This window comes from Xanthomonas sp. WHRI 1810A (assembly GCF_040202885.1).
In the GTDB taxonomy this organism is placed as follows: Bacteria; Pseudomonadota; Gammaproteobacteria; order Pseudomonadales; family Pseudomonadaceae; genus Aquipseudomonas.
Genome location: NZ_JBEGED010000007.1, coordinates 1 through 23744 on the forward strand (window position 1 = coordinate 1; position 23744 = coordinate 23744).

Annotated in this window: 20 protein-coding genes; 3 read left to right on the forward strand and 17 right to left on the reverse strand. The window is 56.9% G+C overall.

The window, feature by feature from the left end; genetic code table 11:
• Positions 1 to 135 precede the first annotated feature (135 nt).
• The 7 genes from ABQX22_RS11910 to rfbB all read right to left on the reverse strand — a co-directional run bounded on the left by ABQX22_RS11910 (position 136) and on the right by rfbB (position 7369).
• Positions 136 to 633, reverse strand: coding sequence for a YiiD C-terminal domain-containing protein (locus tag ABQX22_RS11910; protein ID WP_349799678.1), 498 nt, complete (start codon positions 631 to 633; stop codon positions 136 to 138).
• On the reverse strand, positions 620 to 1999 hold the full coding sequence (locus ABQX22_RS11915) for a sigma-54-dependent transcriptional regulator (RefSeq protein ID WP_349799680.1): 1380 nt from the start codon (positions 1997 to 1999) through the stop codon (positions 620 to 622). The genes ABQX22_RS11910 and ABQX22_RS11915 overlap by 14 nt, the downstream gene beginning before the upstream one ends.
• On the reverse strand, positions 1996 to 3810 hold the full coding sequence (locus tag ABQX22_RS11920; protein WP_349799682.1) for a sensor histidine kinase: 1815 nt from the start codon (positions 3808 to 3810) through the stop codon (positions 1996 to 1998). The genes ABQX22_RS11915 and ABQX22_RS11920 overlap by 4 nt, the downstream gene beginning before the upstream one ends.
• Positions 3811 to 4000: 190 nt before the next feature.
• A complete protein-coding gene (gene rfbD / locus ABQX22_RS11925) occupies positions 4001 to 4879 on the reverse strand; it encodes a dTDP-4-dehydrorhamnose reductase (RefSeq protein WP_349799684.1) in 879 nt (292 codons plus the stop codon).
• Entirely contained in the window at positions 4876 to 5421 is a 546-nt protein-coding gene (gene rfbC / locus ABQX22_RS11930; protein ID WP_349799686.1) for a dTDP-4-dehydrorhamnose 3,5-epimerase, read from the reverse strand. Before rfbC ends, rfbD begins: the two co-directional genes overlap by 4 nt.
• Positions 5418 to 6293: a glucose-1-phosphate thymidylyltransferase RfbA gene (gene rfbA / locus ABQX22_RS11935; protein ID WP_349799688.1), complete on the reverse strand. Its 876-nt coding sequence runs from the start codon at positions 6291 to 6293 to the stop codon at positions 5418 to 5420. The genes rfbC and rfbA overlap by 4 nt, the downstream gene beginning before the upstream one ends.
• Positions 6290 to 7369 (reverse strand): dTDP-glucose 4,6-dehydratase, encoded by a 1080-nt coding sequence (gene rfbB / locus ABQX22_RS11940; RefSeq protein WP_349799690.1) that lies wholly within the window; start codon positions 7367 to 7369, stop codon positions 6290 to 6292. The genes rfbA and rfbB overlap by 4 nt, the downstream gene beginning before the upstream one ends.
• Positions 7370 to 7571: 202 nt before the next feature.
• Here rfbB and ABQX22_RS11945 point away from each other — a divergent pair, with 202 nt between their 5' ends.
• The 3 genes from ABQX22_RS11945 to ABQX22_RS11955 all read left to right on the forward strand — a co-directional run bounded on the left by ABQX22_RS11945 (position 7572) and on the right by ABQX22_RS11955 (position 13706).
• Positions 7572 to 10502, forward strand: a complete 2931-nt coding sequence (locus ABQX22_RS11945; RefSeq protein ID WP_349799692.1) for an aminotransferase — start codon at positions 7572 to 7574, stop codon at positions 10500 to 10502.
• Between the two features lie 191 nt (positions 10503 to 10693).
• On the forward strand, positions 10694 to 11800 hold the full coding sequence (gene aguA / locus ABQX22_RS11950; RefSeq protein WP_349799694.1) for an agmatine deiminase: 1107 nt from the start codon (positions 10694 to 10696) through the stop codon (positions 11798 to 11800).
• Between the two features lie 622 nt (positions 11801 to 12422).
• Positions 12423 to 13706, forward strand: coding sequence for an OprD family porin (locus tag ABQX22_RS11955; protein ID WP_349799696.1), 1284 nt, complete (start codon positions 12423 to 12425; stop codon positions 13704 to 13706).
• A gap of 49 nt (positions 13707 to 13755) precedes the next feature.
• Here the strand turns inward: ABQX22_RS11955 and ABQX22_RS11960 are convergent, their stop codons facing one another.
• The 10 genes from ABQX22_RS11960 to ABQX22_RS12005 form a co-directional block, all read right to left on the reverse strand.
• Positions 13756 to 14544 (reverse strand): substrate-binding periplasmic protein, encoded by a 789-nt coding sequence (locus tag ABQX22_RS11960; RefSeq protein WP_349799698.1) that lies wholly within the window; start codon positions 14542 to 14544, stop codon positions 13756 to 13758.
• 117 nt (positions 14545 to 14661) lie between these two features.
• On the reverse strand, positions 14662 to 15288 hold the full coding sequence (locus ABQX22_RS11965; protein ID WP_349799700.1) for a glutathione S-transferase family protein: 627 nt from the start codon (positions 15286 to 15288) through the stop codon (positions 14662 to 14664).
• 118 nt (positions 15289 to 15406) lie between these two features.
• Positions 15407 to 15679 (reverse strand): hypothetical protein, encoded by a 273-nt coding sequence (locus ABQX22_RS11970; protein WP_349799702.1) that lies wholly within the window; start codon positions 15677 to 15679, stop codon positions 15407 to 15409.
• A complete protein-coding gene (locus tag ABQX22_RS11975; RefSeq protein ID WP_349799704.1) occupies positions 15676 to 15891 on the reverse strand; it encodes a hypothetical protein in 216 nt (71 codons plus the stop codon). Before ABQX22_RS11975 ends, ABQX22_RS11970 begins: the two co-directional genes overlap by 4 nt.
• A gap of 170 nt (positions 15892 to 16061) precedes the next feature.
• Entirely contained in the window at positions 16062 to 16265 is a 204-nt protein-coding gene (locus tag ABQX22_RS11980; RefSeq protein WP_349799706.1) for a hypothetical protein, read from the reverse strand.
• A 251-nt stretch (positions 16266 to 16516) separates the two neighbouring features.
• Entirely contained in the window at positions 16517 to 17293 is a 777-nt protein-coding gene (locus tag ABQX22_RS11985; RefSeq protein WP_349799708.1) for a CatB-related O-acetyltransferase, read from the reverse strand.
• Positions 17294 to 17395: 102 nt separating this feature from the next.
• Positions 17396 to 17683: a DUF6124 family protein gene (locus tag ABQX22_RS11990; protein ID WP_349799709.1), complete on the reverse strand. Its 288-nt coding sequence runs from the start codon at positions 17681 to 17683 to the stop codon at positions 17396 to 17398.
• A 723-nt stretch (positions 17684 to 18406) separates the two neighbouring features.
• Entirely contained in the window at positions 18407 to 20308 is a 1902-nt protein-coding gene (locus tag ABQX22_RS11995; protein ID WP_349799711.1) for a UvrD-helicase domain-containing protein, read from the reverse strand.
• Positions 20290 to 22518, reverse strand: coding sequence for an ATP-dependent nuclease (locus ABQX22_RS12000; protein ID WP_349799712.1), 2229 nt, complete (start codon positions 22516 to 22518; stop codon positions 20290 to 20292). Before ABQX22_RS12000 ends, ABQX22_RS11995 begins: the two co-directional genes overlap by 19 nt.
• 730 nt (positions 22519 to 23248) lie before the next feature.
• On the reverse strand, positions 23249 to 23539 hold the full coding sequence (locus ABQX22_RS12005; protein WP_349799714.1) for a DUF6124 family protein: 291 nt from the start codon (positions 23537 to 23539) through the stop codon (positions 23249 to 23251).
• Positions 23540 to 23744: the final 205 nt, after the last annotated feature.

A 23744-nucleotide genomic window follows, 5' to 3' on the forward strand; every position in this document is an offset into this window, starting at 1 on the left:
CAGATCGCAGGACAAGCCAGCTCCCACGGCCTGCGGCCAGAATCAAAAGCACCGTAGGCCACCCAGTTTGCTGCGCGGCAGCGCGGCGTCTGGACGACGGGGGATCTCCTGCACGGGTTGTCGCCGCAAGAATCGTTATCGGTGCACGACGAATTGGCCGGTGAAGGTAACGGCCGACTCCTCTGAGTCCTGCGCCACAATCCGGGTGTCCAGCGTCAGCCGCGCCCGCCCTCGTCGCTGGTACATCTTCAGAAACCGATCCCATGTCGCCTGATCTGGCGCATCGCACAGGGCCACGGCATCGGTCTTCACCGGCAACGGGTAGCTGATCTGCCCTTCCTGAATGACGATGTGACCGTCCTCAATGCCTGCTTCTTTTAGCCGCAGATGCAGCCAGCCCCAGCCCGCCAGCACCGCGCCGCAATACAGACTGCCGCCGAACAGTGTGCTCTTGTGATTGACGTTGGGTGCCAGCGGCAAATGCAGGCGCAGTTGATGGTCATGCCAGCTCAGGACCTGCACCTGCATGTCCCGGGTCAGCGGGATGTCGCGATGCAGCACCGCTTCGAGGGCTTTGGCCTGAGCACCATCGTCATCGCTGATGCCGCCGTGGGCAGGATCATTCGCTTTCATCGTGACCCCCGCCGCTGAAGGTCAGGCCATGCTTGCGCAGCTTGTCGTGCAGCGTTTTGCGCGGCAGGCCGAGGGCTTCAGCCAGGCTGCGCACCGAGCTGTGGGGTCGCGACAATTCTGCCGCAATCAATGAACGCTCGAAGCTTTCGACCTGTTCGCTGAGCCCGCCGCTGGTGCTTGGCATATCGGGCCGCTCATTGCCTTCGAGCTCCAGCTCAAGCCCCAGGGCGAAACGCTCGGCGGCATTTTGCAGCTCACGCACGTTGCCCGGCCAACTGTGGCGCAGCAGCAGCCCGCGATGGCCCGGCTGCAATTCATGACGCGGCAGACCGTGACGCAAGCTGGCGGCATCGGCGAAGTGCTGGAACAGCACCAACGGGTCCTCGCCGCGCTCGCGTAGTGGCGGAATGCGCAGCGGCGCCACGTTCAGCCGGTAATACAAGTCAGCCCGAAAGCGGCCCTGATCGGCGGCGTGTCGCAGGTCTTCCTTGGTCGCGGCGATCACCCGGATATCCAGCGCGATCTGCTGATTGCCGCCTAACCGTTCCACCACGCGCTCTTGCAGCAGGCGCAGCAGCTTGACCTGCACGTCCATGCTCATGCTTTCGATTTCATCGAGGAACAGCGTCCCGCCGTTGGCGAATTCGAACTTGCCGATGCGGCGTTTCTGCGCGCCGGTAAAGGCGCCAGGCTCGTGGCCGAACAGTTCGCTTTCCACCACAGATTCAGCCAATGCCCCGGCGTTGATCGCGACAAAGGGGCCGTTTCGACGATTGGATAAATCATGCAGCGCCCGCGCGACGACTTCTTTGCCAGCCCCGGTTTCACCCAGGATCAGGACGTCGGCCCTGGTGGCGGCGAGCGCACCGATCTGGTCGCGCAGGCGCTGGATCGGCGCCGAAAATCCTACCAGTCGATTGCTCAGTTGCTGGCGATCACTCAAGGCCAGGCGTAGGCTTCGGTTATCCAGCACCAGGCGGCGCAAAGCCAGGGCGCGACGCACGCTGTCGAGCAGTGCATCGCTGGCGAACGGTTTCTCGAGAAAGTCATACGCGCCGGCACGCATGGCCTGTACCGCCAGCGGGACATCGCCATGGCCGGTGATCAGCAACACGGGCAAGTCCGGGTCCTGCGCGTGCAGTTGATTGAGCAGCTCCAGCCCGTCGATCCCCGGCATCCGGATATCGCTGACGATCACCCCCGGCCAGTCACGCTCGATGCGCGCGGGCAAACCCTGGGCGTCGCTCAGGGTCAGGACTTTCAACCCGGCCAGGTCCAGCGTCTGACTCAACGCCTGGCGCAGATGCGGGTCGTCGTCGATCAGCACCACCTGAGTCTGGCTGTCGAGGGCGGTGTCCGTGCTCATGCAGATAAATCCTCTGACGGTTGTAGGTTGACGCCCGAAGCACCGGCACGCATGTGCAAGGTCAGCAGCGCGCCGCCTTCAGGGTGATTGGCGAACAACAGCTCGCCGCCCAGTGCGCGCATCAGCGTATCGCAGATCGCCAGCCCCAGGCCAAGGCCCTGGGTGCGTGTCTTGGTGGTGAAAAACGGTTCGCGGGCGCGTTCCAGTGCTTCGTTTGAAAAGCCCGGGCCGTTGTCGCGGATGTACAGATTGATGCCCTCATCGTTGCGCTCGGCGCTGATCCACAGTTTGCGCGGCGGGCCTTTTTCCGTCAGGGCGTCCAGTGCGTTCGCCAGCAGATTGCCCAGCACCTGACGCAAGCGCGTTTCGCCGGCCTGCACCCACAAGGTCGCGGCCGGCAGGTCACGGATCAGCTCGACTTCCATGGCCCGACGGCGCTTGGCCAGCAACGCCAGGGCATCGTCCAGCGCCGGTTGCAGCGCAACGCTCTCCGGCGCGTGGCGGTCCCGGCGGGCGAAGGCGCGCAGGTGGGCGATGATCGACGCCATGCGCCCGGTCAATTCGCTGATCAGCTTGAGATTGCCCCGGGCGTCCTCGGTGCGCGCGTGATCGAGCAGCACTTCGGCGTTCTCGGCGTAACTGCGGATCGCGGCCAGCGGTTGATTGAGTTCATGGCTGATGCTGGCCGACATGGTCCCCAGCGCCGACAGCTTGCTGGCCTGTACCAGTTCGTCCTGAGCACGGAACAGCTCTTGCTGCGCGTGCTCGCGTTCGAGGACTTCCTGACGCAGTCGGCCGTTGGCGCCTTCCAGGTCGCTGGTGCGTTCGATCACGCGGATTTCCAGCTCGCGCCGGGCCTTGGCCTCGAAGGCGATGCGGTCCAGATAGTGGCGACGGCGCTGCATCATGATGCCCAGTAACAGCATCAGCACCAGCAATGTCGCGCCGCCGATGGCGACCACTGTTTTTACCGGGCGAGAGAGTAATACCCGAGGCGCCAGAATGTTCACGCTCCAGCCAGTTTCCCCGATGTGTTGAGTCTGAGTCAGCCAGTTCTGCTCATCCAGCAGCAAGGGGCGAGGGTCCCGCGTCGGATAGGGCTGGTTGGCGATGATCGCTTCTTTTTCCTGTTCGCTCAGCGGCCGGGTCGCGCGGAATCGCCAGTTGGGGTTGGAGGTCAGGATCACTACGCCGTTATGGTCGGTGACCACCAGTTGTTCCGGGGTTTTGCCCCACAGCGTTTCGGTGTGGTCCAGATCGACCTTGACCACCAGCGCGCCGAGCACGTCATTGCCATCGCGCACGGCAGCACCGAAGAAATAACCGCGTTTGGCCGAGGTGGTGCCCAGGCCGAAGAAGCGACCCAGGCGGCCGGCCATGGCGTCGCTGAAGTACGGTCGAAAGGCGAAATTGCGGCCCACGAAACTGTCGCGCTTGTCCCAGTTGGAGGCGGCGAGGGTGTCGCCGTTCGGGGCCATCAGGTACATGACCTCGGCGCCGGTCTGCTGCGCGGTCGTCTGCAGCAAGTGGTTGGCGGCGTCTTGAGCGTTGCGGTCCTGCGGATTGGCCAGGGCGGCGCGCAGGGCGGGGATGTCGCCGAGGATCTGCGGCATGACTTCGTAGCGGTGCAGCGTGCCAAGCAGGTTGGCCACGTAGAGGTCCAGGGTCTGGCGATTCTGGCTCAGCAGCTGGTTGCGGTAATAACGCTCGGCGAGGTGTTCCAGCGGCCACAGCAGCGGCGCCAGAAGCAGCGCCAGCAATGCAAGGCTGCGCCAGCGGGGACGGCGTGGGAGGGTGGAGGTGGTCATCATAAAATCGCCCGGTGATTCCGCTGCGATGCCTGCTGTATTCCAGATATTCGGCGCCTGCCAAGCCATCATCGCGAGCAAGCTCCCTCCCACTAGGACAGCCGATTTAAGTGGGAGGGAGCTTGCTCGCCATGAGGCCATTTCAGCCGATGCAATCTTATGGGGTACGCGGCATCTGATCCGCGCATTATGCCTACCGCTGCTGCGCTAAGCACTCCAGCAATGCGTCATGCCAGTCCGGCTGGCTGACGCCCCACGCCCGTTGCAGCAAACTGCAATCCAGGCGCGAGTTGAGCGGGCGTGCCGCAGGTGTCGGATACGCACTGGACAGGATCGGTTCAAGCGTTGCGCAGGGCTTGCCTTGCTCGATCAGGTGCTGACCAATCGCCTGGGCAAAGCCGAACCAGGAGGTCTCGCCGCTGGCGGTCAGGTGATAGACACCCCACGTATCGGCTTCCCCCCTTTGCCAGCGCTCGATCAACTGCCGCGTGCTGTGGGCGATGGTGCCGGCCCAGGTCGGTGCGCCAATCTGATCGGCCACGATGGTGAGTTTTTCGCGCTCTTGCAGCAGGCGCTGCATGGTCAGCAGAAAGTTGCGACCAGTCAGCGAATACACCCAGCTTGTGCGCAGGATCAGGTACTGCCCGCCAACGGCGGCGATTGCCTGCTCACCAGCCAGCTTGCTACTGCCGTAGACGCCCAGCGGATGGGTAGGATCGGTCTCGATCCACGGCGTGTCCTTGCTGCCGTCAAACACGTAGTCAGTGGAGTAGTGGATCAACGGGATGCCCAACGCAGCCGCTTCTTCAGCCAATACGCCCGGGGAGATGCCGTTAATGGCCAGCGCCAGCTCCGGCTCGCTTTCGGACTGATCCACTGCCGTGTGCGCCGCCGGGTTGATGATCAGGTCCGGCTTGATGTCCCGGACCGTTGCGCGCAGGGATTCAGGCTGACTCAGATCCATGCGATCACGGCCTGCCACGATCAACTCAGCGGTGTCTTTCAAGCTGTGCTGCAACGCTTGCGACACCTGGCCGTGCTGGCCGGTGATCAGGATGCGCAGCGCGCTCACGGAAACAAGTCCGCGTCTTTGAAGCGCTTACCGTCCTGATCCTTGGCGGACAATTTCGGGGTGTCGCTCAGGCCCCAATCGATGCCCAGGTCGGCGTCATCCCAGCGAATGCAACGCTCGGCGGACGGGGTGTAGTAATCGGTGGTCTTGTAGAGAAATTCAGCGTGCTCGCTCAGCACCACGAACCCGTGGGCAAACCCGGGCGGAATCCACAGCTGGCGTGCGTTTTGCGCTGACAGATGAATGCCCACCCATTGCCCGAAGGTGGGCGAGCTGCGGCGAATGTCCACGGCCACATCCAGCACCTCGCCCAGCGCGACGCGGACCAGCTTGCCCTGCGCGTGCTCCACCTGATAATGCAGGCCGCGCAGCACGCCTTTTTGCGAACGGGAGTGGTTGTCCTGCACGAACTGCGCGGTCACACCGGTCTGTTCGGCGAAGGCCCTGGCGTTGAAGCTTTCGTAGAAGAAACCACGCTCATCACCGAACACGTCGGGCTCGATGATGAGCACATCAGGGATGTCGCACGCGGTCACGTTCACGGCTGTTCTCCCGCCACCTTGAACAGGTACTGACCGTAGCCGGTCTTGCCGAAGTAATCGGCGCGGCTGAGCAGGTGGGCTTTGTCGATCCAGCCGTTCTGATAGGCGATCTCTTCCAGACACGCCACTTTCAGGCCTTGCCGGTGCTCGATGGTCTGCACGTACTGCGACGCTTCCAGCAGGCTGTCGTGGGTGCCGGTGTCGAGCCAGGCGAAACCGCGTCCGAAGCGCTCCACCCGCAAGTCGCCACGCTGCAGGTAGGCGTTATTGACGTCGGTGATTTCCAGCTCGCCCCGTGGCGATGGCTTGACGTTTTTGGCGATCTGCACGACTTCGTTGTCGTAGAAATACAGCCCGGTCACCGCGTAGCTGGACTTGGGGGCCTTGGGCTTTTCTTCGATGGACAGGGCGTGCCCATGCTCGTCGAAATCCACCACGCCGAAGCGGTCCGGGTCTTTGACCCAGTAGCCGAATACGGTGGCGCCGGTCGCATGATCGGCGGCCCGCTTGAGCTGATCAGTGAAGTGCTGACCGTGGAAGATGTTGTCGCCCAGGATCAGGCACACCGGGTCGCTGCCGATAAACTCTTCGCCGATGATGAAGGCCTGCGCCAAACCGTCTGGCTTGGGTTGCTCGGCGTAGTGAAAATTGACCCCGAACTGGCTGCCGTCGCCCAGCAGCGCGCGGTATTGCGGCAGGTCCAGTGGCGTGGAAATCACCAGGATTTCCTTGATGCCCGCCAGCATCAGCACCGAGATCGGGTAGTAGATCATGGGCTTGTCGTAGATCGGCAACAGCTGTTTGGACACGCCGAGGGTGATGGGGTGCAGGCGCGTGCCCGAGCCGCCGGCCAGAACGATTCCTTTGGTCATGCGATCAAGTCCTTTAATGAGGTGCCCAGGCGTTCACCCTGATAACTGCCGTCTTGTACGTGGCGGCACCATTCAAGGTTGTTGAGGTACCACTGCACGGTTTTGCGGAGCCCCGATTCGAAGGTTTCTTCCGGCGTCCAGCCCAACTCGCGCTCGATCTTGCTGGCGTCGATGGCGTAACGCATGTCATGGCCGGGACGATCCGTCACGTAAGTGATCAGGTCGGCGTAGTTATCGACGCCTTTGCGTTGCTCCGGCGCCAGCTCTTCAAGCAGGGCGCAGATGCCGCGTACCACGTCGATGTTCTTCTGCTCGTTGTGCCCGCCGATGTTGTAGGTCTCGCCCACCACGCCTTCGGTGACCACCTTGAGCAGCGCCCGGGCATGGTCCTCGACGAACAGCCAGTCGCGCACCTGCAGGCCGTTGCCATAGACCGGCAGCTTTTTACCGGCCAGGGCGTTGAGGATCACCAGCGGGATCAGCTTCTCGGGGAAGTGAAACGGCCCGTAGTTATTCGAGCAGTTGGTCACCACCACCGGTAGACCATAGGTGCGATGCCACGCGCGAACCAGATGGTCGGACGCCGCCTTGCTGGCCGAGTAGGGCGAGCTGGGCGCGTAGGGCGTGGTTTCGGTGAACAGGTCGTCGACGCCGTGCAGGTCGCCGTACACTTCGTCCGTGGAGATGTGGTGAAAGCGGAACGTCGCACGTTCGGCTTCAGGCAGCCCCGACCAGTAGCTGCGGGTCGCTTCCAGCAGGCTGTAGGTGCCGACGATGTTGGTCTGAATGAATTCGGAAGGGCCGTCGATGGAGCGGTCGACGTGGGATTCGGCCGCCAGGTGCATGATGGCGTGTGGCTGGAAACGCGCGAGCACGTTGCTGACGGCATGCTGATCAACGATATCTTCCTGCACAAACTCGTAGCGGGTGTCAGTGACAATGCTTTGCAGCGACTCCAGATTCCCTGCGTAAGTGAGTTTGTCGAAATTGAGGACCTCGTGGTCCGTGTTGTCGATGAGATGGCGGATCAGTGCGGAGCCGATAAACCCGGCACCACCCGTGACAAGAATTCGCATGGTTCGGCCTTCTTCCCTGGGTAGACGTAAAGGTAATGAATCATAGCTTGTGGGTCGCAGATGACGGGCGCAAGGCGCAAAACGCCCTAAAGCCATGAAATTAATTGATTGGAGGCGGGCGTTTGCGTCATAAAACCGCCGCAAGTGTTTCATCCTGCTAACAGCTACGCTGACTATCGACCCGTCACGAAAGAGACTCCGTATGCCGCTTGATACTTTGATTCGTCGGTCCAGCCTGCCATGCCCGGTCGTCACGGTCGGGCAAGCCTCCCAGTGGCTGGCCACGCATTACGGCCTGACCGGCACGCTCAGGGAATTGGGCAGCCATCAGGACCGGAATTTCCTGGTCGATGCGCAAGCGGCCTTTGGCGCCAGACACCGCTATGTCCTCAAGATCTGCCACGGCGCTTACTCGACTGACGAGCTCGCCGCCCAGCACGCGGCGCTGCGTCACCTGGCAGCGCATTCAACGATCAAGGTGCTGGCCGTTATCCCCGCAAGCCGCGGGGAAGACCTGCTGACGCTGAATGTGGAAGGCGGCACGGTTCATGTCCGGTTGCTGACGTTCATCGACGGCCAGTCAATCGCTCATGTTGCCCATCTCAGCCGTGACGTGGTGGTGGCCTTGGCCGAGCTGTGCGCTGAAGTCGATGTGGCGCTTGCGGACTTTGTGCACCCGGGCCTCGATCGCATCCTGCAGTGGGACCCTCGTCACGCCAGCGCCCTGATCAAACACCTGCTGCCCGTCATTGAAGACGCCGAAGAGCGCGCGTGCATTGCCCAGGCGGCCGAGCAGGCTCACGCTCGATTGCTGCCGTTGATGGCCGTGCTGCCTGTGCAGGCGATTCATCTCGATATCACTGAATACAACGTGGTGTGGGCCAAGAATGAGCATCGCCAGTGGCAGCTTCAGGGATTGATCGACTTCGGTGATCTGGTCCGCACCTGGCGAATCGCGGACCTGTCCGTGACCTGCGCTGCGCTGCTGCATCACGCCGAAGGCGATCCGCTTTATCTGCTCCCCGCAATTCGGGTCTATCACGCCATCAACCCACTCGAACGTGAAGAGCTCCGGGCGTTATGGCCGCTGATCGTTGCCCGTTCGGCAGTGTTGGTGCTGAGCAGCGAGCAGCAGGCCAGCATCGAACCGGACAACGCCTACATTCAGGCGAATCTGGCCAGCGAGTGGAATATCTTCGACGTCGCGACCTCCGTACCGATGCCTTTGATGGAAGCGGCGATCTTAGAGGCGGTCGGCCTGCTTGAATCTTCAGACTCTGCCCGCGACTGGCTGCCCTTGCTGCCGACGCTGAGCGAGCGCGAATTCACAGCGGTTGATATGGGCGTGCTCAGCGAGCATTTCGTGGCCGGAAACTGGGAAGCGGCCGGTATCGACGAGCGCTTGCTGCAACGTGCTGCGCGCACAACCGGCCTGGCCTTCAGCCGTTATGGCGAATATCGGCTGTCGCGCACTCGGCCGGACAGCGCCACAGAGCCCGATACCTTTGCGCTGCATGTGGAGCTGGCGTTGCCGGCCGCGACCCCGGTTCATGCGCCGTTTGCTGGCGTCGTGCGTCACACGGCAGATGCCGCGTTGCTGTTGGAGGGCAACAGCGTAACGCTGCGGCTGTGGGGCGTGGCGGCTGACGGTGAGTCGGGTACGTCCGTCCGGGCTGGTGATGTCATTGGGCAAAGTGCAGGTGTGCTGGTCGTGCAGCTGTGTCGCGAGCCGCAACTGAGCCCGCCTTTATTCGTCAGCCCGTCGTGGGCGCCGGCGTGGCAGGCGTTGTGTCCGTCGCCCAAAAGCCTGCTGGGGTTCGACTGCGATGCGCCTGCGCCGGATGACTCGGCGCAACTGCTGGCCCGACGCGATGCCAGTTTTGCCCGTTCGCAAAAACACTATTACGCCACGCCGCCGCACATCGAGCGTGGCTGGCGCAATCACCTGATCGACATGCACGGCCGGTCCTATCTGGACATGCTCAACAACGTGGCCGTGCTCGGCCATGGCCACCCGCGCATGGCGCAAGTGGCCGGTCGTCAATGGTCGTTGCTCAACACCAATTCGCGCTTTCATTACGCCGCCATCGCTGAGTTCTCCGAGCGCCTGCTCGCGTTGGCGCCGGACGGCATGAACCGGGTGTTCCTGGTCAACAGCGGTACCGAGGCGAACGATCTGGCGATCCGGCTGGCGTGGGCCTACAGCGGCGGGCGCGATGTCCTGAGCGTGCTGGAGGCGTATCACGGCTGGTCGGTGGCCACCGACGCGATCTCCACATCGATTGCCGATAACCCGCAAGCGCTGAGCACGCGGCCCGATTGGGTGCATCCGGTCACGGCGCCGAACACCTATCGCGGCGAGTTTCGTGGGCCGGACAGCGCGCCGGAGTATGTTCGCAGTGTCGAGACACACCTGGCCGCGCTGGCCGAGCAACAGCGGCAAGTGGCGGGCTTTATCTGCGAACCGGTGTACGGTAATGCGGGCGGGATCTCGTTGCCACCGGGCTACCTGAAACAGGTGTATCAACGGGTTCGCGCGCAAGGCGGCGTGTGCATCGCCGATGAAGTGCAGGTGGGTTATGGCCGTCTGGGCGAGTATTTCTGGGGCTTCGAGGAGCAAGGCGTGGTGCCGGACATCATCACCATGGCCAAAGGCATGGGCAACGGTCATCCGCTGGGCGCCGTGATCACCCGCCGGGAAATCGCTGAAGCGCTGGAGGCCGAGGGATACTTCTTCTCCTCCTCAGGCGGCAGTCCGGTCAGTTGCCGGATCGGCCTGGCGGTGCTCGACGTGATGGAGGAGGAGCAACTGTGGGACAACGCCCGCGTTGTGGGTGGATATTTCAAAACGCGGCTGGAAGCGTTGATCGATCAACATCCGCTGGTGGGCGCGGTGCACGGCTCTGGCTTTTATCTGGGCGTCGAACTGGTTCGGGATCGCCAGACGCTGGAACCGGCCACTGAAGAAACCACCTACCTGTGTGATCGTCTGCGGGATCTGGGCATCTTCATGCAGCCGACGGGGGACTACCTGAACATCCTCAAGATCAAACCGCCCATGGTCACGACCCGACACAGCGTGGATTTCTTTGTGGATCATGTGTCCAAGGTGTTGAGTGAGCTGGAGGCCTGAAAACACAGATTGTTGGAGCGAGGCTTGCCCGCGAATGGGTTAATCCACTCAGGTAGTTGCTAAATCAATGGCCTCTTCGCGGGCAAGCCTCGCTCCAACAAGTGTTTCGTCCCGGATTTTTATCCGCTATAAAGCGTCCCCATTAATGGCACGACCCTGCCCATGTCCGTCTTCCCGGAGTCCTGATACCTATGACGACCCTCAACAGCACCCCGCGCGCCGATGGTTTCTACATGCCCGCCGAGTGGGCGCCGCAGACCCAGACCTGGATGGTCTGGCCTGAGCGCCCGGACAACTGGCGTCTGGGCGGCAAGCCGGTGCAGACCGCCCACGTTGCCGTGGCCAAAGCCATCGCGCGTTTCGAGCCGGTTACCGTTGCGGTGTCGGCAGGCCAATATGACAACGCCCGTGCGCGTTTGAACGTCCCCAACATCCGGGTCGTGGAAATCAGCAGCAACGACGCCTGGGTCCGCGATTGCGGTCCGACGTTCGTTATCAACGACAGCGGCGAAGTGCGCGGCGTCAATTGGGGCTTCAATGCCTGGGGCGGCTTCGACGGCGGCTTGTACGCGCCCTGGAATCTCGATGAGCAGTTGGGCGGCAAGGTGCTGGAAATCGAGCGCTGCCCGCGTTATGTCACGCCAGGCTTCGTACTGGAAGGCGGCTCGATTCATGTGGACGGCGAAGGCACGTTGATCACCACCGAAGAATGCCTGCTCAACCGCAATCGCAATCCGCACCTGTCCCGCGAAGAAATTGAAGCGGTGCTGCGTGATCACCTGTCGGTGGAGACAATCATCTGGCTGCCGGACGGTTTGTACAACGACGAAACCGACGGTCATGTGGATAACTTCTGCTGCTACGTACGCCCCGGTGAAGTGCTGCTCGCCTGGACGGACGACCCGCAGGACCCGAATTACCCGCGTTGCCAGGCCGCGATGGGGGTTCTGGAAAACGCGCGGGACGCCAAGGGCCGGCCATTTATCGTGCACAAGATGCCGATTCCGGGCCCGTTGTTTGCGACCGAGGAAGAATGCGCAGGCGTCGATCAGGTGCACGGTAGCCAAGAGCGCAACCCTTCGGTGCGTCTGGCCGGTTCCTACGTGAACTTCCTGATCGTCAACGGCGGCATCATTGCCCCCAGTTTTGACGATCCACTCGATCAGGTGGCTCATGACCTGCTTCAGCAGTTGTTCCCTGAGCACGAGGTTGTCATGGTGCCCGGCCGGGAATTGCTGCTCGGCGGGGGCAACATTCACTGCCTGACCCAACAGCAGCCGGCACCCCATCGCGGCTGAGTTGGTTCACTTCTTGCTGTCATCAAGCCCATCAAGCGATGGGCTTTTTTTTGCTCATGATTCCCGTAGCGCAGAGCGAGATTCGATCCGGGGCGACTTAACGGCCGTCCGATTCGTTCGTCTGTCACAAAAGCTGCGTAGGTTTCGCAGTTCGAAAACGTATTGAGGTCGTCACTATGAACGCAGGTTATGAGCCGCAAATAGCTCGAGGTTTGTCTGCGAGCAATGAAGCACGGCAGATGGTCGCGGACTGGTTACGGATAACCCGGGCTCCGAAAATGCAAGCGCCTGACTACCGCACCATGCTGGTCCGGCGCTATCCGGCAGGACTGCTCGACGAGGCCGAGCTTGAAGCGCTGTTGGGCGTACTCTACAACTGACCCCGAGCTTCTGGCCGGGGCGCGTTCTGTTCAATCGTTAACCCCCAAATTGACACCCCCGTCCAGGGGCGGATAGCATGCGCGGCTTCACTGCCCCGTAGCCAATAGCCACATACGTGCATCAGTAGTCCACTGCGATGATTCGTGCGGGCTTTCGAAGCGGTTTTACGCTCGAGAGACGCAATGCCCTGTCTGGGTATTTGCTGCGGCGCATCAGCCATCCGCCTGACAAGGACGACAAAATGAAATCACGTATTGGCCTGCTCACCCTGAGCATCATGGCTGCATCCACCGCGACTCAGGCGTTTGCCGACGGCCAGGCGGACGCCAAGGGATTCGTGGAAGACAGCAGCCTCAAGCTACGCCTGCGCAACGCCTATATCAGCCGCGACTACAAAGATGGCCGCGATGACAAGGCCGAATGGGGCCAGGCCTTCATGGCCAACTACGCGTCGGGCTTCACCCAGGGCACCGTAGGATTCGGCGTTGACGCGTTCGGCCTGTACGCCGCGCGACTGGACGGCGGCAAGGGCAAAAGTGGCGCGGGCGGTATCGACTTTTTCCGTAAGGGTGAGAACGGCACTGGCGACGCTGCCGACGACCTCTCGCGATTCGGCGGCGCGGTCAAAGCGCGGCTCTCCAATACCGTGCTGAAATACGGCGACATGATGCCGGAGCTGCCTGTACTCAATCACGACAGCTCCCGCCTGTTGCCCGAGTCGTACACCGGCACCATGATCACGTCCAATGAGATCAAGGGGCTGGAACTGGTCGCCGGACGCTTCACCGCCCAGACACGCAAAAGCGCCCAGGGGCGCGACAGCGGCGACGTCAAAAGCATCAACGTCTATGGCGGCAGCTACAAATTCAACGAAGCGTTCAGCGCCGCGTTCTACGGTTCTGACGTGGAAGACGTCCTGAAAAAACAGTACCTGAACCTGAACTACGTGTTTGTCATGTCGCCGGAGCAGTCGCTGGCGCTGGACTTCAACGGCTACAAAACCCGGCTGGACAAGGATTTCGCGGTCAACGACGCCCGTGACAACAAAATCTGGAGCCTGGCGGCGACCTGGTCCGTGGGCATCCATGCCTTCACCATCGCGCACCAGCGCAGTACCGGCGAAACCGGCTACAACTATGGCGGCTACCGCAACGACGGCGGAGTGGGTGACGGCGGCAACAGCATCTTCCTGGCGAACTCGTACTGGTCCGACTTCAACGGCAAGGACGAGCGCTCCTGGCAGCTGGGTTACGGCGTAAACCTGTCTGAGCTGGTCACGCCTGGCCTGAGCTACAAGATCGCTTACGTGCGCGGTGACAACATCGACGACGGCAGCAACCGTGGCGACGGCGATGAGCACGAGCTGTTCAGCCAGCTGAGCTACGTTGTCCAGACCGGCCCGGCCAAAGACCTGTCGATCCGCCTGCGCAATTCGATCCTGAAAGTGTCGAACAACGCTAGCAACTACAACGCCGAAGGTAATGAAACGCGCATCTTCGTCGACTACCCGATCAACGTGTTCTGACACCGGGCATTGCGTGATACCGCCGCCTTCTGTGAACAGGGGGCGGCGCTCATTGGGCCGGCGCAGCCAGTCCGTTCAGGTAGTCCTTGGCGATCCGCTGGATCGTGCCATCCATCCGTAACCCTTCCACAGCCTTGCCCATTGAGCTGACCACGGCTTGATCGCAGGATTTCGAGCACGCCAGGTACAGCTCGGCGGTCATCAACGGCGGGCTCATTTTCAACGGCCGGTCCGACAATTGCCGCCAGATGTACTGGCTTTCCGGCACGCCGTTGAACCAGGCATCGACCCGCCCCCGCAGCAACATCTGAGCCGGGTTGTCGCCGATCTTCAGCGGATAGATCTGGTCGTCGCGAAAGCCTTCATCACGCAGTTTCTGCTCCTGCGCACTGCCCATTCCTACCGCGATCAAGCCATACGCTTTCTTAGCCTGCTCGAACGTTTCAACCCGCTGGTCCAGCGTAAAGAACGCCCGGTCCATGCTCATGATCGGCGCAATCCACGTGTAATCGCTTTCGCGCGAGGGGGTACGAGACAGCGGCACAATCAGCCGATCCGGGCCGATCTGCACCTCTTTTTGCGCGCGTAGCCATGGCAGGCTGATCAGGTTGACCTGATACCCCGTCAGTGCGGCTGCCCTCAGTGCCACTTCGCCCACGATGCCATGCCGGTCGCCCTGGCTGGCCATGCTCAGTGGCGGTGCCTCAGCCAGGTACAAATCGACGGTGTGAGCGGGCGCAGCCTTGGCCAAAGGCCCACTCAGCAGCAGAAACAGGGTGGTGGAGAAAACAAGCGATAGCGGTCCGGCACTGCGAAAAAAACCGGTGAGACGACTCATGGCAACGAAACCCAAGAAGAATGCTGGTGGCAGTTTAGCTGCTCATTTGAGTGATACAGGAGGGATATGAAATCAATCGTCCACCGCACTGATACGCAATGGACGATCCTGGATCAATCAGCCAGCCAGGTTGTACTCGCCGCCCTTTTTCATCGCGGCCTGATAGGCCGGACGCTGCTGGAAGCGCTGGGTCCAGGCCTTCAGGTTGGGGTAGTCCGCCAGCAAGCCTTGTTGATTGGCGATTTCACCAATAAAGCTCATCTGCACGTCCGCGCCGCTCAGCTCGTCACCCAGTAGGTAATCAAACTGGCTCAGGGCGTTGTCGAGGTAGCCCAGGTAGTTTTTCAGCTCACTGTCGATGCGCGGACGCAGCGGCGCGCCGGCATCGCCCAGGCGACCGACGTACAGGTTGAGCATCAGCGGCAGCATGGCCGAGCCTTCGGCAAAATGCAGCCATTGCACGTACTCGTCATAGGTGGCCGTGGCAGGATCGGGTTGCAGGGCGCCGTCACCGTGACGCCGGATCAGGTAATCGACGATAGCGCCGGACTCGATCAGCGTGTGCGGCCCGTCCTGAATGACCGGAGACTTGCCCAGCGGGTTGATGGCTTTCAATTCCGGCGGCGCCAGATTGGTCTTGGCGTCGCGGGCATAGCGCTTCACTTCATACGGTACGCCCAGCTCTTCAAGCAGCCAGAGAATACGTTGCGAGCGGGAGTTGTTCAGGTGATGCACGATAATCATGGGCAGGTCCGTTGGGCAAAGGAGAGGGGACCTGCTGCGCCGGTTTGCGGGCCGGAGCAGGGTCTTCAAAGCAGACCTCGCTCACCCCGCAGAGTGCCTGACTTATCGCGCGCCGCTTTTATGCCTTGGGAGGAAAGCTTTCCAATCGCGCCTGCACCGCGTCGTCGAAAATGATGTAAAGCGTTTCGATATCGCCCTTGCGCACGCGCTTGTCGGACTCCAGATCGTGGATGAAGCTGATCTGCATCTCGCCTTCGCTTTCAACCTCTTCGCGCGTGTTCGCCGCTTCCAGCGAGCGCAGCAATCTGTCGATGGGGGTCCGAATGTTTTTATGCAGCTTGATCTGGTCGAGCCTGTTTTGTGGGGTAACTTCTTCTGAATCGGTATTCATGAGGTCGTGAACTCGCTGGTGCCGGGTTTGTGAGAGCCATACCTGGATTCGTAACCCGCCCCCAGTTGGGCGGCCTGGGCGTCGGCCAGGTCCTTGGAGGCGAAAATATCGACAAAGCGCCAGGGCGTGTTGCGCACCACCGCCCAACCGAGCACATGCGCAGGGTTGGCGGGATCCTTCGGTAAGGCCCGGACAAGGCTGACGACAGTCATGAGGATTCCGTTGGGCTGGGGGGTGGGTTGAGAAGATAACATCTTGGGCGGGTGGGGAACGTGGAAGTCGGGCGGGAGGTGGTTGCTGGGGGTGTCGGGAAAATGGGGAATGGCTTGGTGGGGTAGTCGCTGCGTTAGCAAATGGCCAGACGCAGCGGAGGGCAGTCACATCAGCAAATTCTTGCGGCAGCCGATCTCAACCGTTCCACCGAGGACTCAATCGCATCGATGTTTTGGCTGATGTCTTCTTGGCCCCGGCTTGATTGCCTGTGGATTGAAAAGAGCAGGTGGCCTGCCATGACCACTGACAGCTTCTCGAAATGGGCGGCAGTTTCTTCAAGGTCACGTTTCATATTCGACAGCGTTTCTAGCATGGCTCAGGCTCCAAAGGGCGTAGTGACGGCCCTCTCCGAGGCATCGGATCGCGGCCAATATCCGGACAGTGCAGAGACGGTGTCTCGGCAAAGTTCATCCTTCCGGCGGTGGCCACAAAACGGGCTCAGGAACTGCTCCATATTCGATTTATCGGAAGCGTCTTTGATTACTTGAGTGATGCGACGGCGGCGGTTCGCTTTCAGGACGAACGGCTGCTTTGACGGGGGGCCAAACGGGGTGGCGAGGGAAATCAGGGGGCGACTCTGATTTCCTGGACAGGATAACTGTGCGTGAAGCTGCGATTGTCATAGCAGCCTCGCTGCGTCACGAACAGCTTTGAGTAGCTGGCCAGCTTGCAGTCTGACGCCTCAAGACTGTCCAGAAAGGCCTCTGGCGAATCCATTGGACGCTGCTTCATCGCCTCTACGTCCAGCTGCCACCACTGGCTCTTCAACAACCGTTCGATCAACTCAGGCGGATGCCGAAAACGTACGACCCGGGCGGGGATGCCCGCGACGATGGCGTACGGCGGCACATGCTTGGTGACCACCGATTGCGCAGCGATGATCGCCCCAGTGCCAACGGACACACCTTCGAAAATGAGAGCGCCACGGCCGATCCACACGTCATGACCAATGATCGTGGTGCTGCTTTGGCTGACATAACGCAGCGGGGAGTCGGTGTACTGAAAAGGGTGGCTGCTGACCCAGTTGGTGGGATGGGTATTGCGACTCTGGCCGATCAGCACATCAGAGCTGATTGAACAGAAACGCCCGATGGAGGACACAAAAGACAGTTGGCCGCCGCTCCGGATGTAGGTGTGCGCCCCGATCATGAGCTTTTTCGATTCCACATCGAGTCTGCCGAGAGCGACATCTTCCTCCAGCACCAGCTCCGTTTTAGTGCCAAGGGACGCCGGCCCCCCGCCAATCTTGCAGCCGTGCTTTCTGAGACCACGTTTCCAGTGAAGCTTTCGTAACCCAAACAAAGCAAACCCCTTGTTCCCCCACTGCGGGGAATTGGACACACTTTAACCACTTATCACCTGGCCAGTATGTCCGACGTGTCCTACACACCAGATTTCGTCTTAGACGCCCGGCAGTTCATAGGGAGACAAATTGCCCTTTGCCTACGCCTTGTTACCCACATCCACCGAGCGATCCAGCGCCGCCAGCGAAGCCTCAACCAACGCCCGCGCGGCATCCAGCTGATGCACCACCGAACGCGCCAGCGGCCGGAATTCCAGCGTGCTGTTGTCCGCCACTTCGTAAGCGGTGGCCGCTGCGCAGGCCAGGTAGTCGGAGGCGGTTAGCAGTGCGTGCTCGACGCTGACGTTGGGGTTTACGGAGAATGGTGTTGGGTGTTGGGGGATTGGGTGGGGATTGGTTGGGTGCGGCGGCGGGGTGGATCTGATCATGCGGAATCTCCCTGATTGATTTCGCTGCCACCCTCTGCTGTCAATCAGTATGGGTGGCAGCTGTACACGGGTTGACAGACCGGGAATCAAGGAACCCGGCGCACACGAATGTGCCCCGCGTACAGCCACCGTAGCGACACCAGCTGCGGATGCGAACGCGGCTGGTTGCCTGGCGATTGCTGCGCCTCGATTGAACGGTCTGTCAAAACCGGCCGCGGTCGGTAGCGGCGGGAGGAGCCTATTCCGTGGCGCGAGGCGTCGCAATACGGCGGCGAGCATATCGATTAACTTCAGAAGCGTCCTACGGGGAAGTGGTTCTGTTTGTGTAGGAGGGGCTGTATCAAGTGGAAATCAGGGGCGGCTTGGTGGACGCTTCGCGAGCAAGCTCACTCCTACAAAGAGCCGTGGGAGACGTCGGCATGAACAAATCCAATGAAAACAAAAAAGGCTCACCTTTCGGTGAGCCTCTCGCTAAATCTTGGTGCGGCATCAGGAGTCGAAAAAATCGGCAGGTAATAGGTTTGAAATAATTTGGTTTCAGAGGTCGAGTTTTTATCTCTAAAACTATCCTTATGAAGGAAACTGGCCTTGTGCATTAATCCGTCAATCCTAGTGAAAAGATCACGCGGATTGACTGTTGCAAACAATGACCAGTCCTCATATACCAAATGGGACGTTTGGTAATAAAAGCTAAGCAACCTCCGGTAGTAAGAAAAGTGGGCGTTAGGTGATAGGTTTTACAGCATCCTCACCAAACCATTTTATCGCCGTGGCAATAGCTGTGCTATTTGGATTTTTGTAATATATGGCCAAACATTTTTTTGATCTGGTGGTGCAGACGTAAAAAAGTTTTTTTGTACGCTCTATTACAGAAGCGGTACCTTCTCCTTTAAATATGTAATCGAAGTTATAGCTTGACCAGTTGCCATTGTCTAAAATCACAAGAACATTATCAAACTCTGCGCCTTTGATTTTGTGCTGGGTAGAAAACGGAGTGTATCCTTCGAGATAAGAATAGAGCTTTTGGAATTCAATAAATTTTACTTTCACAACCCGGTCATATACATAGCTGTTTTTGGTAATGAAAATTGCTAATTTATCATCTTTCTTACAGATGCCTAATTCGTCCGCTTTATCGATTACAGATCCAATGTCAGAGGTGGACATGTTGCGAAGCTGATCAATAATGAGTTTAAGTTTTCGTTTGTCGCCTATAGTTCTTATTTTGAATTCGGTACGCTTCAAGAACTCGTTGTATTTTTGTCTATCATAGAGGCTTAAGATATCTTGTATCTTGAATAAGTGCTTTATCAGGGCATCTCTTTTGCTACCTGATTTCACTGATCCATCGGGGTTATCTTTTTTATCATCTATTAACGCATCTTTGGTTAAGTATATTCGGCGGAAAATCCCATAGTTCTCCTCCTTCCCTCGTATGAAAAGCTCAGGATTTTCGGCAATGAAAATTTGCATCGCGGGCGTCGGATTTATTTTTTTTGCGTCGACTGGATAATTATCCAGCAGATGCTGAATCACTTCTCCAAATGTGTATGTTGAGAAGTCGTCAGATATGTTATTGGCTTTGATATATTTTTTGATGCGGTCGCGATACTCTAGTACCTTGTCTCCGTCATATATGAGCATTAGCTCTGGGAAGCCCGCTTTGGGTGCAATTAAGTTATGAGTTAAGTTTAGTTCTTTGTTCTCTCTGCTATCGTTAAAGTTCCAGCCTAGGGCCTCTTTAACTTTTGTTAATTTATCGTCTTCTCCTTCACTATAAATAAATCTCACTTCTCCATCTATGACTTTGCCATTCAGCATATTTGGAGCGGTGTCATCAAGTGATGCTTGCTGCTCGAGTCCATCAGTCCTCAATCGGTTTGCCAATTCATAAATTAAACGAGGGTTTCGTCTGTTTTGGGTTTTTTGAACTTCAAAGACTCTTTTAAGAGCGATATATTTGTTTAGGTTGCCCACGCCATCTGGATATATTGATTGCATGGCGTCCCCAAAAAAACCGACAATGTTTCTTTTTACGCCCTGAAAGAAATGCTCCAAAAATATCTCGACAACCGCTTCGGAAGTGTCTTGGTATTCATCGATAAATATAAATTTGTATCTATCTTTCGCTATATCACAAAGTTTTGGATGGGACTTAAACATAGCGCGAGCGAGTATTAGAACTTCGTCGTGGGAAATTATGGCTTCTCTGACTAATGTATATTCTTTATATTGAATCTCTAGGCCGAGCAAAGTGTGAGGATCGAAATTCTCATCCGGATTTTTTATTGAGTCCGGGTCATGGCTTCTCAACGATGCTATTAACGACCACATTAGCTCAATTTTAAATGGGCGAATTAAGTCCCAAAGAAATTCATGTATGGTGCCGACATTTAAACGAGAGTCTGTAATTCTGCTATTGACTTCTGCCACTGCCGCATTTGTATAAGTCATACATGCCACTTTGCTACAAGGATGCTCGCGTAGGACTTGTTTAATGACGTGCACTAACGAATAAGTCTTTCCGCTTCCCGCACCTCCGCTAAGTAAAAAGTTTTCCCCGTTGTCGATGTGCTTGAAAATTTCCTGTACTTCCGGCTCTAGATTTATTCTTGCTTCAGCCATGTCAATGCCTCCTTGATATATGCAGGAGTAGACCAATTAGAGAACTCAACATCGACGGTAATATCCTTACCACTTTCAATGTCAATAACCGTAGTTGGAGTGATTGTGCTATTAAGCAGGATTTCCATAGCGAAGGAGGGTTTGCTGCCCACAGCTTTCGTTGCGCAAGTGTAAGCGTCTGTCTTGGAGTTAGCAAAATCCTTCAAGTGAATCTGGACAAGCGATGGAAATTTTGTATTTCCTATGAACTTTGAATGCTGGTCAAAAGCTAAGTCTTTTATGAACGCTCTGTTTATATGGAAGAAAGAGTCCTCAAAGCTTCTCGCATGATAATCTGCACCCGTTGAATCCTTCTCCAAGGTTTGATATGCACAAAATAGGTCGCCACCTTCTTGTTGAATCCATTTAGAGTTGCTGTCCTTTGTGAGTATCTTATCGTTATAAGAGAGTCCAGTATAGAAAGCTAAGCTTTTGTTGTTAAAAAAGAAGTTTAGAGACGCGTTTGTAGTGGAAGTCCCATGCTCTACTTTACACTTTTTTAGCTCAGTCTTTAATGTTCCGTCCGCGTTTGTTTTTGCGACGTTATTGTCGTCGAGTACTGGATTCTCATTTGCGGCATCAATATCAGTAATGATGAGTGAGCGTACTCCAATGAAGTTAACAAATTTTTCAAAAATATGTGAGTATGCCCCAACCTCAATCATCGATATGTTTTGCGACAGAAGCGGTATGGGGCTTTTTGAGCCGGTACGCAGGTCTTTAATAACATCTTCCTGGTCAACCTTCATCATCATCGCAGGGAGCAAGACGCGCTCGGTGTCTCCTTCGATGAAAATGGTCTTGTCTGCAAAAAATAACTCTGATCTATGTATAGTTAGGTATTGCTTAAGGAAAGTGTAGTGCTGCCCGTCTTCGTAGTAGTCTTTCAGGTCTTTTAAATTTTTAGAGGTCACACAGTCATCTGATTTTTTGAAATATTTTATATCTTCAAAGTCGCTCTCTGACACGATGTAGGACGAGTGGGTACTTAATATTGTTTGTAAGCCCCGAGTAGTACCATCATCTCTTTTAATTCCCGGCCTGAGGAGAGATTTGATGTTTTTTATGAAAATTCGTTGAAGTTGTGGGTGGGTGTGCGCTTCAGGTTCTTCAATGAATAAAATGTTTATGTCTGAAGGTGTTTCATTGACATCCTTGTGAAAGTCATGAAGTTTAAGCTTTATTTCAAATATCATGCTTATAAGGTTAAGATATCCTAGGCCGTTGTAATTTTCCGGTAAGTTATGTTCGCCAGCCCCTAGGCCGTACATCACAGTAGTGTTTTCCTCCAGTAAATCACGATGTTGAAGGGATGACACAATTTTGATGACGGAATCATTCTGGCTTACCCCGCCGAATTTTTTTACGTCGTCTATAACGTCCTTGAAGATTTTTTCATACACTATATTTAGCTGAGTGTCTGTATCTGTTAGAGTGTCTTTAAATTCTTCTACAATACTTTCGTTAGGGTTAGTTGCTTCCAGCTTCTTGTATATCTTTGCAGATAGCATTGAGAGCGAGTTGTCAGTATCTTTATTGGACACATTTCGGCGTGCACTGATCCATTTGAAATTTATTAGTTTGGAGATTTTTATCCCTTCGGCATCCAAGTCAACAAAATCATTTATGTCGATATCTTTTGTCGTGATGTCATATCGCACACTTCGTCTAGTTATAGAAAAATAACGTGCGTGATTTTCTTTCATGTAGTCAAAAAGGGTTTTTGGGGTTTTTCCCTCGTCAACCTTTTTTGCTTTAACTTTTCTATAGTCTGCAGCAATACTTTGAATATCTTCGGGTGTAACTTTGTAATCGAAAGTCAGAACTACAAACTTGTTGTCCGGGTCAAGATCCATAATGACTTTGTCGCCGATATTTCCTAGGTCATCATGCTCATCGTACTCAATGAATATTTGTAGGGAGATGCCCAAAGCTTGATCGTTGGGGCGCTCGTCATGCACTACCTTAAGTATGTGGTCTTTTGCTTCGCTATTTAGGTCTTCAAAGGTAAAGTTGTTTTTTGGTGCACTACTGCCTATGAATTTCTCTAAGCAAAGCAGGAATGATGTTTTACCACAGTTGTTTTTTCCAATTATTAGGGACAGATTCTTTTCTAAATCGACTGTTAAATCCTTAAGAATTCTGAAATTTTGAACTTTGATCTTGGTCACTCGCATTGCAGCGTCCTTTCTTAAGCGATTTCGGTTTATCGTTGTTCCTGCGGTTTAGTCGACCTGGCAATTGTATTATTTCTGAGCATCATGGTGACATTTAAGCTCTCCTTTGCAGGCCATTAGAATCCGTTCTACCCAGTGGTCTGTGCGCAAACGGGTGCGAAGGGAAATGCCAGTGATGGCACATTAGCTTCGCTTGGAAGCAATAGCAAGACCCTGAGATAGCAGGGTCCGGCATCTCAAGGCCGAGTGGAAGGGGCGGAGCTAAGTTGGTGATTTCCCACTCTCGGTGCGTGCCGATTGCCTGCCGGAACCAAAACCTCCTGAGTGAAGGGACGCCTACATTGTGAGCATCCACGCAAACAGGACATTCAGTATTGGTTGTTCCGAACCTTAATCAATGTTCGCTATCAACTTAGCGTGTGTCCACCCTATCGAAGCGCCAAGTTTTACCGAGGCGGATAGCGACTAACTGAAAGGTTAGCAGATAGCAATATCGCGTCGGCTGGGTGCGTTGATTTAGGTGCAAATTTAGAAACCATACGAGGTGTTTTTGCTGCCGCCAGGTCCATGGATTATCTCGGTGCCAGCGCCTGAGGGGGAATGCCGCAAAGCATTAATCGATTTGGGCTGCAGCGGTGATAGGAGCGCCCGTCTGTTCCTGGAGGAAAGAGAGGGCGCAGGTTGGCGCGAAGAAATGGCCAAGCAGATAGATCGCCGGAGCCAGCTACAAAGGTGAACTACTCACTTTGGCAATCGACACCTCTATCAGCGCTCTCGCAGCATTTAGTTGATGCACCACCGACCGGGCCAATGGGCGGAACTCCAACGCGCTGTTATCTGCGACTTCGTACGCGGTGGCTGCGGCGCAGGCGAGGTATTCGGAGGCAGTGAGCAGGGCGTCTTCAACTCTGACGCCAGGCTTGACCGAGAACAGGCTCAGATTACCGAGGTTGGCGTTGGCGCAGGTCGGTTGTGGGGCGGGCGTTTCGGGCGGGTGGGGAGTGGATCTGATCATGGTGTCTCTCCTGACTTGGATGAGACCGACACCGTTCGCGACTAAACGAATAGGTGGCGGCTGTACGCGGGTTAGTCGACCGGGAAGTCAGGCACCCGGCGCACCCGAAGGTGCCCCTCGTACAGCCACCATAAACAGATAGAGCCGATATCGATGACAGCGGCTCAGGTTATGGGGCGTTACGCGCCTGACGTGTTCGGGCGAC